Raw genomic sequence first — 16,194 nt, 5'->3', positions numbered from 1 at the left:
TTCAACGGGACACCACGTAGCTAAGGGTTGCTACAAGCACGACCAGCCATGAGTACCAGACGATCAGCACCCAGATGTCCGGTTCGATCTTCCTCATGATGGGGAAGAAGAGGGCGGCTGGCTTCGACGTGTTTGAGATAGGTCAAGGTCCGCTCACGAGACCGGGAATAAGTGGCAATTTATACCTTTCGTTTGTCGCCTACTGGGCAGACAGCGCCATCCATGATGCTCAGGGTGAAAACGGGCGACAGGCTTACGGACTGCCGCCCCGCTCTTGATAAGCCAAACCTCAGACACCCGCCTCCAGTTGTTTGTCCCCTGACTTGGGGGCGGGTTTCTCTCGACACAGTCTCCTTCGGTTGAGGCGCGTCCTAATTCGTTGGCACAATCTGCATAGCTACTTCCTCGATCATGGGGCTGGGTTGCATATTTTTCCCGATGACAAAGAGTAGGACCCATTTCTAAGTCGCTCCATCGCCCGGCCGTACGCTGAGCGCCGGGGATAGCTTCGATGGAAGAGTACAGGGCCAATTTGCTCGGGCCTGATGGGCAAATTACCAACCGGATCGATATCATTTGTGCGGATGAGAAAACGGCAAGAGAGCAGGCATGGCAACTGGCACATGATTGTGCGGTCGAGCTTTGGCGGGACGATCGGATGATCGCAAAATATCCAGCCCGACTTTGAGGCAGAACGGATCTCATCGGTAACCCATCGCCGACGTCGTCGGCCTGTTCCAGTTGAAGTCCGGCCGAGAGTCGGCGCCGCGCCTGCCGCGCACCTGGCAGACAAATCGCGGCTCGATGTCTGACAGCCTCACATCATCGGGCCGCGATCGGCGCTCAAGGCAACGCTATGGCCGCAGCGGTAGTCAGCGCAATAGACCAGCACGCTGCGCACGCCCATCCGGCGCATGTCGCCGAAGGTGATCTTCACCGGGCGATCACCGGGGGCAGTGTTGCTTTGGCGGCGAACGGGGCGAGGCATGTCGCCATCAAAGCGGTGCCGGGAGAAGCCGGCAAATTATCAATCCCCTGGGCCTCGCTGCGCTTGGAAGGCCCCGTGCGTCGTGGGTGTGGACAAGCACCAAGCGGGCGCGGGGCTTCGGTCCGCGCGCTCATTGCTTCTTGCCCGTTAGCTCGTCGGTCTCTCGGGCAAGTTTTAACCAACCTTCGGCTATGCCGAGCCAGAAATCCTTGTCTTGCTGGTTGCTGGCCGCATCGGCCATCCGCCGAGCTTCCGCGGCCTCATTACGCAACTTTTTGCTATCCAGCACCGCGGGCTCTCACACTCAGAGACCGCACTGAGCGTAGGTTTTCCTGGCAAGCTGCCAATGCGAGCCGACAGCCACGAAGTCGACGTCAAGGCATTGGTTTCCTCGACGATATTCGGCCAGGCCGTGGCCGTTGCATTCAAGGTACTCGAGGTTTATTCGCCAGCGCTTTTCTTGAGGATTGTAGGTCGCAAAGTCGTGCTGAGCACGAGGCGGGCCCTTACAGATTTCCGCGATGTAGTGGCGGACCTCAATGGGCAGAACATCGATGTGATGGGCGTCCCAAGGGGCATCTCTAGCTATGCTCCCCCTCGCTTCAGCCTGAATGCCGCTGCTGAGCAGCAGGCAAAGAGCCAGCAGGGTTCGGACTGTCATTTGACACTCCTAGTCGAGAGGCGCACCTATTCGGCAACGAACATGAAGATCAACCAACCGACCACAATCGCGAGACAAGCCAGAGAAACGAGGAAAGGCTATCCCGCGTCATGGCGTATCAGCCAAGCAAGGGCGGCACACACCAGGACGATGGCCCCGGCTGCAACCATCCAATTCTGGATCGGCGCCCCGGGCAGATCGCGCACCAGCCACTCGCCCATTAGGCCGCTCGAAGAGATATGATCCCGGATAATAGACCCGCGACCTGACCGACACCTTACAAGATTAGGATATCTCACTCGGCACTTCAGCGCCCGCCCTTGACGAACCCGGCGGGAGTCTGATCGGCCGCCCCCAGCCTCGATCGGTCATTCTGCGCGCTTCACAATCCTGGTGCGTCCAAAGAGCGCCCAAGACCTAGGGTACCATTTTTTCCCGATGTGCCATGCTAGCCTGATCTGGTCGGATGGCGGGCTTACGGACTGCAATCCGGTATTTCTGAAATGGAAATACTTAAGCCCTAGCGCCCCGCCTTCGGACGACATCTCAAAGTACGCGCTTCACCTGGAAGTCTGGGTTCGACGGCAGCAATGGCTCGTTCGACGTCGTCTGCCAGAACCGTCAGATGATCGGCCAGCTTTGTGAAGAGCTCGCGCTTCTTTGGATCGGTCGCCAAGTCGCGGATCAGGGCGCACTCGGCTGCGCCCGTACGGAGCTTTTCGAGTTGAGCCGGCATGTCTTGCATGTCCGGTCTCCGTTCCGGGGCGGGAACTTAGTCCAAAAGCAGACAGACCGGATTGCTGGATTGTCATAGGCTCATGACGCTTGGTGATCCCAAATACCGCCAAGCAAACCTTCAACGGCCCCGGCATTTAGGGTTGTGCTGGGGCCGCTTCTCGGCGGCGATCGGACCGCGGCCGAGGTTTAAAAATTCGCTTTTGTCCGGGTGCCTCATGATCAGAATTCTGATTGGCGCTTCGATAATTCTCGGCAGCCTGATAGTCGCCGCCGAAACGCAAAACTGCAGGCAATATCCTCCGGGACCTTTCCGCTTCCAGCGCAAGGCGGCGAAACATCCGGAAATCGTCGAGAAGAAGGAAATGTGCCGCGACGAAGCCCATGCGATAGGTCTCGTCAAAGCTAAGAAAGATCCCGGCTTTAAAGATTACGTGCACGCGTGCATGCATCGACGCTAGAATGATCGAGCGTTCCGGTGGGACCGGTAGGGTTAGTCTCGCCCTTTCAAGAGACGGACATAACTGCAGCTCGAGCCAGCCGCGTTCGACCGCGTGCTTGATCCCGGTGCCAAACTCGGCCCCCGCTGGCCTTGAGCGCGTAGAGAAAGGGCGCGTTGATCTTCTCGATGTGGATGCGACCGTCCTGCACAGGCTCAATGCCGGAGGCGAGTTCAACCAGCTTGCGGGCGGCGGCTTTCGGGTTGGCAAAGGGACGTTCGGCGGTAAGCTTCATGCAGCGGATGCTCGGCGTTGTTTCGGTTCTTGAGCCCGGGCAAGGTCCTGCCACGCCAGAGCAACACGCAACCATTTCAAACGGTCAACTGCGCAAGTAGCCGCTGCAGCGCGGCGCATCGCCTCTTCGGCCTCGATTCGCGGATCAGCATCTTGGCTCATCCTGTCCCTATAGCCACTACAGCTTAATGGCCGAAGAACGAGACGGTCCGGGAAACTACGGCTCGTATGAGTTCGAGAACGGTGTCGTGCGCCCCGGCATATCGTGCCAGTTACGGACGACGTTCGATGCGCCCGCGCCGCACGCCTTGCAGACTAGACTGCGGCCGACGCGCGCCCATGGACTCAGAAGTCCATGCCACCCATCCCGCCGCCCGGGGGCATGGCGGGGCCGGCAGCGGCCTTCTTCGGCAGCTCGGCGACCATGGCCTCGGTGGTGATCAGCAGCGCTGCGACTGAGGCGGCGTTCTGGATCGCGACGCGAACCACCTTGGTCGGGTCGATGATGCCCTTGGTGACGAGGTTGCCGTACTCGCCGGTCTGGCTGTCGAAGCCGAACGAATACTGATCCTTCTCCAGGATCTTGCCGACGATGACGGAGCCGTCCTCGCCCGCATTGATCGCAATCTGGCGGGCAGGTGCCGACAGTGCCTTGCGCACGATCTCGACGCCGGTCTTCTGGTCGTCGTTCTTGGTCCGGATGCCTTTGAGATGCACGGAGGCACGGAGCAGGGCGACTCCGCCGCCCGGCAGGATGCCTTCCTCGACCGCCGCACGGGTCGCATGCATCGCGTCATCAACGCGGTCCTTGCGCTCCTTCACCTCGACCTCGGTCGCGCCACCGACGCGGATCACCGCGACGCCGCCGGCGAGCTTGGCGAGACGCTCCTGGAGCTTCTCACGGTCGTAGTCCGAGGTGGTCTCCTCGATCTGTCCCTTGATCTGGGCCACACGCGCCTCGATGTCGGCCTTCTTGCCGGCGCCGTTGACGATCGTGGTGTTCTCCTTGTCGATCATTACCTTTCTGGCGCGACCGAGCATGTTGAGCGTCACGTTCTCGAGCTTGATGCCGAGATCTTCCGAGATCGCCTGGCCGCCGGTCAGGATCGCGATGTCCTGCAGCATGGCCTTGCGGCGATCGCCGAAGCCCGGCGCCTTGACGGCCACGACCTTCAGGCCGCCACGGAGGCGGTTAACGACGAGGGTGGCGAGCGCCTCACCTTCGACGTCTTCAGCGACGATGACCAGCGGCTTGCCGGTCTGCACCACGGCCTCGAGCAGCGGCAACAGCTCGTTCAACGAGGAGAGCTTCTTCTCGTTGATGAGGATGTAGGCGTCTTCCATTTCAGCGCGCATCTTGTCGGCATTGGTGACGAAGTAGGGCGAGATGTAGCCACGGTCGAACTGCATACCCTCGACCACGTCGAGCTCGGTCTCGAGTGACTTGGCTTCTTCAACCGTGATGACGCCCTCGTTGCCGACCTTCTTCATGGCATCCGAGAGGAACTTGCCGACTTCGGCATCGCCATTGGCGGAGATGGTGCCGACCTGGGCGATCTCCTCGTTCGAGGTGACCTTCTTGGAGTTCTTTTCTAGATCGGCGACAACCGCATCGACCGCGAGATCGATACCGCGCTTCAGATCCATCGGGTTCATGCCGGCGGCAACCGATTTGGCGCCTTCACGGACGATCGCAGCGGCCAGCACGGTCGCGGTGGTGGTGCCGTCGCCGGCAGCATCCGCCGCCTTCGACGCCACTTCCCGCACCATCTGGGCGCCCATGTTCTCGAACTTGTCCTCGAGTTCGATCTCCTTGGCGACGGCAACGCCGTCCTTGGTGATGCGGGGCGCGCCGAACGACTTGTCGAGGACGACGTTGCGGCCCTTCGGACCGAGCGTGACCTTCACGGCATTGGCGAGGATCTCGACACCGCGCAGCATGCGGTCGCGGGCGTCAACGCCTAATTTTACTTCCTTAGCCGACATATTTGTCCTCCCTGAATTGAACTGGGTCTCTCACCTGCGAGGCAGCACCGGCAGGGGCTCCTCAAGCGGACTCATGCATCGCAGCAAGAATGCTCTATTCGATCACCTCGTCGGCGCGGACGACTAGCGAGGGCGGCACGGTGACGCCGAGCGCCTTGGCGGTCTTCATGTTTTTCACTAGCTCGAATTTGGTCGGCTGCTCTACCGGCAGCTCGGAAGGCTTGGTGCCTTTGAGGATTTTATCCACGTAGCCACCTGCACGGCGGAACAGATCGGCAAAATCGGGGCCGTATGAAATCAATCCGCCTTTGGTGACGAATAGTCGAAATAGGTAGAGCGCGGGCAGACGATGCTGCGCCGCCAGTGCGGTGACTCGTGGGGCGTTGTTAACGGTCAACGGATCGCCAAATGGAACTATTGCATCGGCATGCTGGGCTGCGGCCGAGGCAAAGGCGATATCCAGTTCGTCCACCGTGCTCGCCTCTACGATCAGGAGAGCCACGCCTAGTTTCCGAGCCGTTTGGGGCAACTCCTCGGCTACTATCAACCTGTGAATCGGATTGCCCGGATTGACCAGGATCGCAATTTTCGAAGCGGTAGGAACCATTTCCCGCATTGTATCTATCATTTTACTGGAGAACTGTCCCGGCACGAAGTCCGTAAGGCCCGTTACGTTGCCGCCCGGGTGTGACAGGCTTTGGACGAGGCCGAGCCCCACGGGATCGGGCACAGCCACGAAAACAATCGGAATGGTGGCAGTTGCCGATTTCAAGGCTACGGTTGCCTGAGGGTTGGAGCCAATGAGCAGATCGGGCTTGAGGGCGACGAGTTCGGCCGCGAGAGCCGGTATACGCTCGGCATGACCCTCGAAATATCGGTAGTCAATGATCAGGTTCTTGCCCTCGATCCAGCCGTGATCGCGCAGGCCGTCGCGCCACACATTGCCGATTTGCAAGTTTTGAAAGCCGCCAAGAAAGCCGGCGCGGCGAGGCGTCGCTTGTGCTCGCGAGCGCCGTGGCGAAACGAACAGCGCCGTAGTGCCCGCTATGAACTCCCGCCGCTTCATTCGATCCTCATCGCAGTTTGAGGACGACGGGGGCAAAGTATCACGTCTGGATGGCAGTCGCACCCACTGCAAGGTGCGAATAGTGCATCGCAAGCGCTGTGGCGCAGGACGGCTATGGGTCGTCAAACTGCGCCTGGCGGGTGGGGCAGCTTTTGGCGCTAAGCGGACATTCGAGCTGATGACGAGGTCGAGAAAGGACATCGTCATGCTGGCTCGTGAGTGATAAACTCCGGCATATGAACCCATCATCCAAGTTCGGCGCTGGTGGGGACAGCGGTCTCCGGGTGTTGTGGCAGGACAGCGAACGCGTCGTCTGCCGGGAATGGAGGCTGGACGCCGACGGCCAGCGCAAGGCCGTGCTGGCCGTACGGCCCGCCGCCGACCACCCAACGCCCGCCAGCCTCGATCGCCTTGACCACGAATTCGGATTGAAGGACGAGCTGGACGGTGCCTGGGCGGTGCGGCCGCTGGACCTCAGGCGCGATGGCCGGCGGACTATGCTGGTGCTCGAGGACTCCGGGGGTGAACCGCTCGCCGCGCTGCTCGGCGGCCCGATGGAGGTGGGACTATTCCTGCGCCTCGCCATCGGCATCTCTTCGGCCCTGGGTCAGCTCCACCAGCGCGGTCTCGCCCACAAGGACCTCAAGCCCGCCCACATCATGGTGACCGGCGCGGGCGGCGACGTGCGGCTCACCGGCTTCGGCCTCGCCTCGCGCTTGCGCGAGCGACAGGCGCCCGATCCACCCGAGTCGATTGCGGGGACGCTCGCCTACATGGCGCCCGAACAAACCGGACGCATGAACCGCTCGATCGATTCCCGCAGCGACCTCTACGCGCTGGGTGTCACGCTGTACCAAATGCTCACGGGCTCACTGCCGTTCAGCGCGTCCGATCCCATGGAATGGGTGCACTGCCACGTCGCCAGAAAGCCGGTGGCACCGAGCGAGCGGTTGGAGAATGTCCCGGCCGCGGTCTCCCAGATCATCATGAAGCTGCTCGCCAAGGCCGCCGAGGAGCGTTACCAGACTGCCGCCGGCCTCGAGGGCGATCTTCGGCGCTGTCTGGCCGAATGGGAGCATCAGGGGCGCATCGACCCGTTTGCGCTCGGCGACAACGACGCGCCGGACAGGTTGGTGATCCCCGAGAAGCTGTACGGGAGAGGGCGCGAGGTCGAGACGTTGCTCGCCGCCTTCGATCGCGTCGTCAAGAGCGGCTCGCCTGAGCTTGTCCTGGTCTCGGGATATTCCGGCATCGGCAAGTCCTCGGTCGTCCATGAGCTGCACAAGGTGCTCGTGCCGCAACGCGGCCTTTTTGCGTCCGGCAAGTTCGACCAGTACAGGCGCGACATTCCATATGTGACGCTCGCTCAGGCTTTTCAGAGCCTCGTCCGACCTCTTCTCGGCAAGAGCGACGCCGAGCTAAGCGGTTGGCGCGACGCCCTGCAGGAGGCGCTGGGCCCGAACGGACGGCTCATGATCGACGTCGTCCCAGAGTTAAAGCTCATCATCGGAGAACAGCCACCTGTTCCTGAGCTTGCGGCACAGGACGCGCAACGGCGCTTCCAGCTGGTGTTTCGGCGACTTATCGGTGTCTTTGCACGGCCGGAACATCCCCTGGCCCTCTTCCTCGACGACTTGCAATGGCTCGACGCGGCGACGCTGGATCTGCTCGAGGATCTGTTGGCACGGTCGGATCTGCAGCATCTCTTGCTGATCGGTGCGTATCGTAACAACGAAGTCACTGCCGCCCATCCGTTGATGCGGACGGTCGACGCGATCAAGGCCGCTGGCGGAAAGGTGGCGGAGATCACGCTTGCACCCCTCGCTCGTGAGCACCTTGGGCAGCTCATGGCGGACGCGCTGCGCTGCGAGCCGAAGCGCGCCGCGCCGCTCGCTCAACTCGTGCATGAGAAGACGGGTGGTAATCCGTTCTTTGCCGTTCAGTTCATTTCTTCGCTCGCCGACGAGGGAATGCTCGCCTTCGATCATGATGCTGCGAACTGGTCCTGGGATCTCGACCGCATTCACTCCAAGCGATACACGGACAACGTCGTGGACCTTGTGGTCGGTAAGTTTTCTCGCCTGCCGATCGAAACGCAGAACGCATTGCAGCGCCTGGCCTGTCTCGCCAACATCGCCGAGATCAAGACCCTTTCGCTCGTCCACGGGACGTCTGAGAAGCACGTGCACGCGGCCCTGCAGCCGGCCGTCCACCAGGAGTTTGTCGAGCGTCTGGCCGGCGGCTACCGGTTCGTCCACGATCGCGTTCAGGAAGCCGCATATTCGCTGATCCCGGAGGAGTTGCGCGGCGAAGCGCATCTTCGAATCGGAAGACTGCTCGCGGCGCACATCCCTCCTGAGAAACGCGAGGAAGCGATCTTCGACACTGTCAATCACCTCAACCGTGGCGCCACACTGATCACGGCACCGGACGAGCGCGAGCGGCTGGCCGAGCTCAACCTGATCGCAGGCAAGCGCGCCAAGGCCTCTACCGCCTATGCCTCGGCGCTCACCTATCTTGCCGCGGGCGCGGCGCTGCTGCCGGAAGACTCGTGGGAGCGCCGGCCCGAACTGATCTTCGAGCTGGAGCTGGACCGGGCCGAATGCGAGTTCGTGACGGGCGCTCTGACGGAAGCGGACGAGCGCCTGGCTGCGCTTGCTTGGCGGACCGCAACGACGGTCCAGCGAGCAACCGTGGCGTGTTTGCGCGTGGATCTGTATATGACCATCGATCAGAACGACCGCGCCATAGCAGTCGGTCTGGACTACCTCCGGAACCTGGGCATCGGCTGGTCCTCGCATCCGACAGAAGAGGAAGCGCGCCGCGAATACGAGCGCATCTGGTCGCAGCTCGGAAACCGCACGATCGAGGAGCTTGTCGAGTTACCCTTGATGAGCGATCCGGAATCGCTCGCGACAGTGGACGTCCTGATAAGGATCGCACTGCCCGCCTTCTTTACATCGTCCCATTTGGGGACCCTTGCAACCTGCAGAGCCGTCAACCTCAGTCTCGAGCACGGCCATAGCGACGCCTCGTGTCCCGCCTATGAACTGCTTGCCATGTTGGCCGGGCCGTATTTCGGCAACTACGATGCCGGATTTCGATTTGGCCGGCTCGGCTGTGAGCTCGTTGAAAAACCGGAGCTGAAGCGCTTCCAGGGGAGGACGCTCGAGGTTTTCGGGTTCATCGTGCCCTGGACGAGACATGTCCGGACCGGCCGTGATCTCCTGCGTCGCGCGTTCGAAATCGCAGACCGTGTCGGCGATCTCACTTATGCGGGATACGGCTGTGCCCAGCTGAACACCAATCTTCTCATGGCAGGCGATCCGCTCGTAGAGGCGCAAAGCGAAGCGGAAAGAGGTCTCGAGTTTGCGCAGAAATTCCGGTTTGGCCTTGTCGTCGGTTGGATCACCGCGCAACTCGCCCTGATCCGGACGTTGCGTGGCCTAACGACGAAATTCGGTGCCTTTGACGACGGGAGGTTCGATGAACGTGCGTTTGAGCGCCATCTGTCAAGTCACCCGGCATTGGGGCTTCCCGAAAGCTGGTACTGGATACGAAAGCTGCAGGCACGCTTTCTTGCCGGCGACTATGAGGCTGCTGTCGATGCTTTGTCGAGGGCGCAACCGCTGCCTTGGCCGTCACTGTCACACCCGGAAACGGCCGAGTATCACTTCTATGGCGCGCTCTCGCGCGCCTCATCGTGGGACATCGCACCGGCCGGCGAGCGGCAGCAGCATTTGGAGCCTCTAGCCGCGCACCACCGACAGCTCGAGATCTGGGCAGCGAATTGCCCGGAGAATTTCGAGAACCGCGCCGCGCTTGTAGGAGCCGAGATCGCGCGGATCGAAGGCCGGGAGCTCGAGGCCGAGCGTCTATACGAGAAAGCGCTCCACTCGGCGCGCGCAAACGGCTTTGTTCACAACGAAGCGCTTGCATACGAACTGGCCGCGCGCTTCTACGCGGCGCGCGGGTTCGAAGAGTTCGCGCGCGTGTATCTAGCAAGCGCGCGCGATGGCTATCTCCGTTGGGGTGCCCTTGGCAAGGTGCGGCAGCTCGACGAGATGTATCCGCACCTTCGCAAGGAAGTACTGGTGCCCGCTGCGACGGGCACGATCGGCACCCCGGTCGAACACCTCGACCTCGCGACCGTGATCAAGGTTTCGCAATCCGTCTCGGGCGAGATCATGCTGGATAAGCTCATCGACACGCTCATACGCACCGCGATCACTCAGGCGGGCGCCGAGCGCGGCCTGTTGATTCTTTCGCGAGGGCTTGAGCAGCGGACCGCGGCAGAAGCCACGACCAGCGGCGACGCGGTCATCGTGCAACTGCACGAGGAGGCCGTAACTGCAGCAATGTTGCCGGAGTCGGTTCTACATTTCGCCTTGCGCACGCAGGAGAGTGTGATCCTCGATGATGCCGCGGCCCAGAACCCGTTCTCCGCGGATCCGTACATCCAACAGCACCGTGCTCGTTCGATTCTCTGCCTGCCCTTGCTCAACCGGGCCAAGCTCATCGGGATGCTCTATCTCGAGAACAACCTGACTCCTCGCGTCTTTGCGCCGGCCCGCATCGCGGCGCTGAAGTTGCTGGCCTCGCAGGCGGCGATCGCGCTGGAGAATAACCGTTTGTACCGCGATCTGGCTGAGCGTGAAGCAAAGATTCGGCGCTTGGTCGATGCCAATATCATCGGCATCGTCATCTGGGATTTCGACGGTCGGATCATCGAGGCCAATGACGCATTTCTCCGCATCATCGGCTACGACCGAGAGGCTCTCGTCTCGGGTCGCATACGCTGGACGGAGCTGACGCCGCCGGAATGGCTTGACCGCGATGAACAACGCTGGGTGCCCGAGTTGAAGATGACCGGGAGTTCGCAGCCGTTCGAGAAGGAATATTTCCGGAAAGACGGGAGTCGTGTTCCCGTGCTGATCGGCGCGGCTACTTTCCAAGAAGGCGGCAACCAAGGTGTCGCATTCGTACTCAACTTGATGGAGCGCAAGCGCGCAGAGGAACGCCTTCGCGTGCAGCACACGGTCGCGCAGATCTTGGCGGAAGCGGTCACGATCGAAGAGGCCACTCCGAGAATACTGCGGGCTATGGGCGAGTGTCTGGGATGGGACGTGGGCGCGCTGTGGCGCGTGGACCGCGAGGCCGAGGCACTGCGCTGTGTCGAGCTTTGGCATAAAGCGTCGATAGAAGTCCCGGAATTTGAAAGAGCCGGTTGGGAGTTCACCTTCGTTCCAGGGTTGGGACTACCGGGCCGGGTGTGGTCCAGCCTTAAGCCCGAATACGTTCCTGATGTCGTTCCTGATCAAAACTTTCCGCGCGGACTCATCGCCCGACGCGAAGGACTGCACGCGGCCATCGGCTTTCCTATCCTGCTCGGTGGGGAGGTCTTTGGCGTGATCGAGTTTTTCAGTCGTGAGATCAGGCAGCCCGATCAGGAGCTGCTCAATATGCTGGCAACCGTCGGCAGCCAAATCGGTCAGTTCATCGAGCGCAAGCGCGCCGAGACGGAATTGCGCGAGTCGGAACAGAATTACCGCACGTTGTTCGAATCGATTGACGAGGGTTTTTGCACGATTGAAGTTTTGTTCGACCAGAACGAAAAGTCGGTCGATTACCGTTTTTTGCAAATCAGCCCGTCGTTTGAACGGCAGACAGGAATCAAGAATGCCGCCGGCAGGCGGATGCGCGAAATCGCGCCACAGCACGAAGAACATTGGTTCGAGAGTTACGGCAGGGTCGCCCTGACAGGCGAGCCGATGCGCTTTGAAAATGAAGCCAAACAACTCGGACGCTGGTATGACGTTTATGCCTTCCGGGTCGAAGACCCCAAGCGCAGACGCGTCGGAATCCTTTTCAATGATATTACCGAACGCAAGCAGGCGGAAGCCGAAGCACGAGATAGCGAGCGCCGCTATCGCGAAGTGCAGGCGGAGCTGGCGCACGCGAGCCGCGTCGCGACGATGGGGCAGCTCATGGCCTCGATTGCCCATGAAATCAGACAGCCGATTGCTGCGATTGTCACCAACGCACAGGCCGGCTTGAACTGGCTCGATGCTCAACCGCCACATCTGGAGAAGGTCCGGGATACGCTCGGTTGGATCGTCAGCGACGGCATGCGAGCCGACGACGTCATCAGCCGGATCCGGGCTCTTATGAAGAAGAAGCCTCCGCGGAAGGAGGACCCGGACATCAACGAGACGGTTCTTGAGGTCATAGCCCTGACCCGTGCCGAAGTGGTGAAGAACGGCGTCTCGGTGCGGACGGAACTCGCGGAAGGCTTGCCGCTCATTCAAGCAGATCGGGTCCAACTGCAGCAAGTGGTCCTCAACTTGATCGTCAACGCCGTCGAAGCAATGAGCGGCGCTGGTGAGGGGACGCAGGAGTTGCTGATCAGCACCGGCAGAGATGGGTTGAATGGCGTGCTCGTCAGCCTGCGGGATTCGGGGCCGGGATTGGATCCGGCGAGTCTTGAGCAAATCTTCAACGCATTCTACACGACCAAGTCCGGTGGCATGGGCATGGGATTATCAATTTGCCGTTCGATCGTCGAAGCGCACGGGGGACGAATATGGGCGAGCGCAAATGAACCTCGGGGCGCAATCTTTCAATTCACACTGCTCTAGAACGAGACGAGACCGTTTCCGCTGAATACGCCGGCCAATGCCGGCGGCATGAGAGAGCCGAAACGCGGAGCGAAAACGTGAGCCCGTTCTCCGGGACGGCAGATGACCTTACCGAGATCGGCCGCCGCTTGCTGGCGCCGCCGGACCTTGGGTGGTGAGTGGGAGGATCGGGCTGCCGAGGTCGGCTTGAGGTCAAAATGAGACCTGGCGGGGAGGGCTGCTTCTGGCGCAAACCGGACCATCAATGGCCCGTCCGACTGACCATTGACGGTATCGGGCGGGAAGCGGCGAGAGGCCACGACGAGGCCGTTCCGACTTGGTATACGTCTACTGCGTCGATTGATTCCGATACTTGTTGAAGGTGCCGTCCTTCAGAGCCTCGTAAAGTTTCCTGTGAACTCAAGATCGAAAAATTAGGGCGGGCATACCGTCGGCATTCATCCGTCAGCTGTGAGAATTTGTGCTTGGAAATCAACGCGGAAACATCTTCCTAAATGATCGAGTGGGAGTAGTGCGGCTTGCTGCCATCGCGTAGTTTAGCGTGGTCTGCTCGTGTGTTCTCGCTTCCTTCGCGTTGAGAATCCTGACCGAAGAAGTGGGCTTGGCTTATCCCAGTAGCGTTCCAAAATCCATTGTGTCTTCACTCATGGAGTATCGCAGCGCGTTGGATCGTACAGAAAGGCCGGGCCCAAAGCTTAGCTTCGAGCACCGGCAGGTTTTGGCGCAAAGCGGACATTGTTGATCAGCCTCGATCTTCTTGGCCGCGGTTAGCTTACATTTCCGAATGTTGGATTGGAGCGAGGGTACGACTTTTTCAATTGGTGGCGGCGTGCGCACGAAGTGTGCAGCGGTGAGATCAAGAAAAAACTTGAGAAAGCCAATGTGAGCAGGCCTCCCAAGTTGGTGGGCTGCGCCTGATCCGCGGCCAAATTTCTGAGCGCAGGGGAGAAGGGCCAGCGCTAACGGTGCGAAGACTCCCTCACTGCACATCGCGCGGCTCGATTGCAACCCAGGGTGAAGAGATTTCGCAGCGTGCATTGGTAGCGCACCCGTGAATCGAACCGCGACGGGTCGCAAATGTAGTCTCGGCGAAGCGCGCGGGAAGGAGGCCCGGCCGAACATTTCCGATAAGGACAATTATCGGATTGTAAGATATACAAGCTAAGATTGTAGTGCCAGTGGCAACTGCTGCTAATTCGATATTGGCTAATTGCATTCTAACAGAGCACTGAGATCCAGAAATTCAGTGACTTCCATTGCCTGCTGGAAATTGTATTTGTGGCCGAAATTCCATGCCTGCTACTCTGTTACCCAGGTGGACAGCGGATCGATGCGGCTGGAGTGTGATCCACTAACGCAGGCGGCACGAGAGTGGTCTTATGTCTAATAGCTCGCGTCCATCGTGAACGAAGTCTACGCGTTCCAGTGCTTTTCGTAGTCCTTCTCCCGAAAGCGAGCGATCAGGAATTCGATAAATAGACGCACTTTGGCTGGAAGGTGTGCCTTCGTGGGGAATGCGATATTCATCGTGAGCCTTGGAAGGTCCCAGTCGTCCAATATGCGGACCAATCGTCCAGCTCTCAAGTCGTCACAGATGATGTAGGTTGGCTGCGCTAGTATTCCGAGGCCATCGAGTGCGGCTGCGCGAATGATCTGGCCATCGTTCGCCGAGAGCAACGGCCGAACCGGTACGACCTCTTCCTTGCCATTCTTGCTGAGACGAAATTCGTAGGGTTTGTCCGCGAGCGTATAGAGCAAGAACTTATGTCGAGAAAGATCGGATGGCGTCTCTGGCCTGCCATGCTGTTCTAGATAGCTTGGGGATGCGGCTAGCAAACGGCGCGTTTCGGCCAGCTTGCGTATCGTGATCGAGGAATCCGCCTCGAACTGCCGAGTCCGGATCGCAAGGTCGATGCCGTTGTCGATGAGATCATAATATCTGTTGGCGGCGACGATATCGACGGAGATATTAGGATACTGGCGTGTGAACTCCGGTACCAGAGGTGCAAGGTGCCTCAAACAAAAGGACAGGGAGGCGGTGACTCGCAAGGTACCGGTCGGGTTGATGGCCGTCTCGCTTACCGAAGCCTCGGCCTCCTTCATATTCGAGATCAGGTCTTTCGCCCGTAGAAAAAACTGCTCGCCCGCTTCAGTCAGATGGAGACGGCGGGTGGTTCGATGGACCAGGCGAGCGTCCAGCCGCTCCTCCAGCGCCAGGAGATAGCGGCTTGCGGCAGAGGTTGAGATGGCGAGCTGCTCAGCCGCCCGGGTGAGACTGCCGAGCTCGGCGGCGTTAACAAACACCTCGACTTCGTTCCACCGGTCCATGGCCTGCTCCGGGTGTTTCCTCGATTAACGTCGCCTTTTTCTGTTCATCATCCCGCCTTGCGGGCGATTGCGACTGCCACTAGTGCTACAGTAGAATGACACTGGGAAAAATGCCTCTGTTTTCCGAACAGAGTAGACTTGGAGTCTACAATGGCTCGCGTGGAGCAATTAGCCGGGGTTGCCGCATTCGTAGAAGCCGCTCGCACTGGAAGCTTCACAACCGCCGCACAAAAGCTCGGGATAACCAAATCGGCCGTCGGCAAGAGCATTGCTCGGCTTGAGGAGCGCCTCGGCGCCAAACTCTTCTATCGTACCACCCGCCATCTCAGCTTGACGCCCGACGGCGAGGCTTACTTCGCCAGTTGTGCCCACGCCCTTGACGAAATTGGTGACGCGGAACGCACGCTGACTTCCAAGCATGGCACGCCAAGCGGGAAACTGCGGATCGACATGCCGGCCGCCTTTGGGAGACTGGTTCTGCTTCCTCTCCTGCTCGATATCGCCAAGGCGCATCCAGCCCTGCGATTGGTGATGACCTTTACCGACCGGATCATCGACCCGGTGGAAGAGGGGATTGATCTTTCGGTCCGGTTTGGAGAGCTGCGCGACTGCAGCGGTCTCATTTCCCGGCGATTAACGGAGCAGAACCTCGTGCTCTGCGCCTCACCGCGCTATCTTCAGGCTCATGGCTCTCCCCTGCATCCAAACGACCTGCAATCGCACAAGTGTATTGTCGGCTACAGAAGAGGCACTGTCTGGTCCTTTGTCGACAAACGAGGGGAGGCGATCAGTGTAACGCCGCCCGCGACACATGAGGTCGGCGACGGCGATGCCATTGTTGCGGCCACGATCGCAGGATGTGGACTATCCCAAATGCCGGCTTCGCTTGTACGCAAGCCGATCGCCGACGGCACGATCGTGCCACTCCTGACGGGATATTCGAAAGCGAAGGTCGAGATTCACGCCGTGTGGCCGCGGACCAGGCATCTGGTCCCAAAAGTCCGCGCCGTCGTCGACGCGCTCGTTGCGAAGGCTGACGCGGGCGCGCTCGACTGAGG

Annotated in this window: 11 protein-coding genes; 4 read left to right on the top strand and 7 right to left on the bottom strand. The window is 60.2% G+C overall.

Features of this window, described 5'->3' with window-relative positions:
• Positions 1–511: 511 nt before the first annotated feature.
• On the top strand, positions 512–688 hold the full coding sequence (locus tag QQL28_RS13185) for a hypothetical protein (protein ID WP_284265674.1): 177 nt from the start codon (positions 512–514) through the stop codon (positions 686–688).
• Positions 689–1,118: 430 nt separating this feature from the next.
• Here the strand turns inward: QQL28_RS13185 and QQL28_RS13175 are convergent, their stop codons facing one another.
• The 3 genes from QQL28_RS13175 to QQL28_RS13165 all read right to left on the bottom strand — a co-directional run bounded on the left by QQL28_RS13175 (position 1,119) and on the right by QQL28_RS13165 (position 2,394).
• Positions 1,119–1,277, bottom strand: a complete 159-nt coding sequence (locus tag QQL28_RS13175; RefSeq protein ID WP_284265672.1) for a hypothetical protein — start codon at positions 1,275–1,277, stop codon at positions 1,119–1,121.
• A gap of 15 nt (positions 1,278–1,292) precedes the next feature.
• Positions 1,293–1,649: a hypothetical protein gene (locus tag QQL28_RS13170; protein WP_284265670.1), complete on the bottom strand. Its 357-nt coding sequence runs from the start codon at positions 1,647–1,649 to the stop codon at positions 1,293–1,295.
• 520 nt (positions 1,650–2,169) lie between these two features.
• A complete protein-coding gene (locus QQL28_RS13165) occupies positions 2,170–2,394 on the bottom strand; it encodes a hypothetical protein (RefSeq protein ID WP_284265668.1) in 225 nt (74 codons plus the stop codon).
• Between the two features lie 208 nt (positions 2,395–2,602).
• On the opposite strand from QQL28_RS13165, the gene QQL28_RS13160 reads away from it, so the two are divergent.
• Complete coding sequence (locus QQL28_RS13160; protein ID WP_284265666.1) at positions 2,603–2,845, top strand: hypothetical protein; 243 nt, start codon at positions 2,603–2,605, stop codon at positions 2,843–2,845.
• Positions 2,846–2,891: 46 nt separating this feature from the next.
• On the opposite strand, the gene QQL28_RS13155 is transcribed toward QQL28_RS13160, so the two are convergent.
• From QQL28_RS13155 to QQL28_RS13145, 3 genes are all read right to left on the bottom strand, one after another.
• A complete protein-coding gene (locus QQL28_RS13155; RefSeq protein WP_284265665.1) occupies positions 2,892–3,119 on the bottom strand; it encodes a hypothetical protein in 228 nt (75 codons plus the stop codon).
• Positions 3,120–3,463: 344 nt separating this feature from the next.
• Positions 3,464–5,104: a chaperonin GroEL gene (groL, locus tag QQL28_RS13150; protein ID WP_284265663.1), complete on the bottom strand. Its 1,641-nt coding sequence runs from the start codon at positions 5,102–5,104 to the stop codon at positions 3,464–3,466.
• 94 nt (positions 5,105–5,198) lie between these two features.
• Complete coding sequence (locus QQL28_RS13145; RefSeq protein WP_284265661.1) at positions 5,199–6,170, bottom strand: ABC transporter substrate-binding protein; 972 nt, start codon at positions 6,168–6,170, stop codon at positions 5,199–5,201.
• A 236-nt stretch (positions 6,171–6,406) separates the two neighbouring features.
• Here QQL28_RS13145 and QQL28_RS13140 point away from each other — a divergent pair, with 236 nt between their 5' ends.
• On the top strand, positions 6,407–12,808 hold the full coding sequence (locus QQL28_RS13140; protein ID WP_284265659.1) for an AAA family ATPase: 6,402 nt from the start codon (positions 6,407–6,409) through the stop codon (positions 12,806–12,808).
• 1,413 nt (positions 12,809–14,221) lie between these two features.
• On the opposite strand, the gene QQL28_RS13135 is transcribed toward QQL28_RS13140, so the two are convergent.
• Positions 14,222–15,136 carry a LysR family transcriptional regulator gene (locus QQL28_RS13135; protein WP_284265657.1) on the bottom strand — a complete coding sequence of 305 codons (915 nt, stop codon included), beginning with the start codon at positions 15,134–15,136 and terminating at the stop codon, positions 14,222–14,224.
• Between the two features lie 150 nt (positions 15,137–15,286).
• On the opposite strand from QQL28_RS13135, the gene QQL28_RS13130 reads away from it, so the two are divergent.
• Positions 15,287–16,192, top strand: coding sequence for a LysR family transcriptional regulator (locus QQL28_RS13130; RefSeq protein ID WP_284265655.1), 906 nt, complete (start codon positions 15,287–15,289; stop codon positions 16,190–16,192).
• The last annotated feature ends 2 nt before the right edge of the window (positions 16,193–16,194 follow it).

The sequence above is a fragment of the Bradyrhizobium iriomotense genome (assembly GCF_030160715.1).
Classification (GTDB): Bacteria; Pseudomonadota; Alphaproteobacteria; order Rhizobiales; family Xanthobacteraceae; genus Bradyrhizobium; species Bradyrhizobium iriomotense.
This window is presented reverse-complemented; position numbering and strand designations above follow the sequence as displayed.

Bases quoted from the DNA above. Each gene is read 5' to 3' on its own strand.
- QQL28_RS13185 (WP_284265674.1), top strand. From the start codon at position 512: ATGGAAGAGTACAGGGCCAATTTGCTCGGGCCTGATGGGCAAATTACC.
- QQL28_RS13170 (WP_284265670.1), bottom strand. From the start codon at position 1,649: ATGACAGTCCGAACCCTGCTGGCTCTTTGCCTGCTGCTCAGCAGCGGC.
- QQL28_RS13165 (WP_284265668.1), bottom strand. From the start codon at position 2,394: ATGCAAGACATGCCGGCTCAACTCGAAAAGCTCCGTACGGGCGCAGCC.
- QQL28_RS13160 (WP_284265666.1), top strand. From the start codon at position 2,603: ATGATCAGAATTCTGATTGGCGCTTCGATAATTCTCGGCAGCCTGATA.
- QQL28_RS13155 (WP_284265665.1), bottom strand. From the start codon at position 3,119: ATGAAGCTTACCGCCGAACGTCCCTTTGCCAACCCGAAAGCCGCCGCC.
- groL (WP_284265663.1), bottom strand. From the start codon at position 5,104: ATGTCGGCTAAGGAAGTAAAATTAGGCGTTGACGCCCGCGACCGCATG.
- QQL28_RS13145 (WP_284265661.1), bottom strand. From the start codon at position 6,170: ATGAAGCGGCGGGAGTTCATAGCGGGCACTACGGCGCTGTTCGTTTCG.
- QQL28_RS13140 (WP_284265659.1), top strand. From the start codon at position 6,407: ATGAACCCATCATCCAAGTTCGGCGCTGGTGGGGACAGCGGTCTCCGG.
- QQL28_RS13135 (WP_284265657.1), bottom strand. From the start codon at position 15,136: ATGGACCGGTGGAACGAAGTCGAGGTGTTTGTTAACGCCGCCGAGCTC.
- QQL28_RS13130 (WP_284265655.1), top strand. From the start codon at position 15,287: ATGGCTCGCGTGGAGCAATTAGCCGGGGTTGCCGCATTCGTAGAAGCC.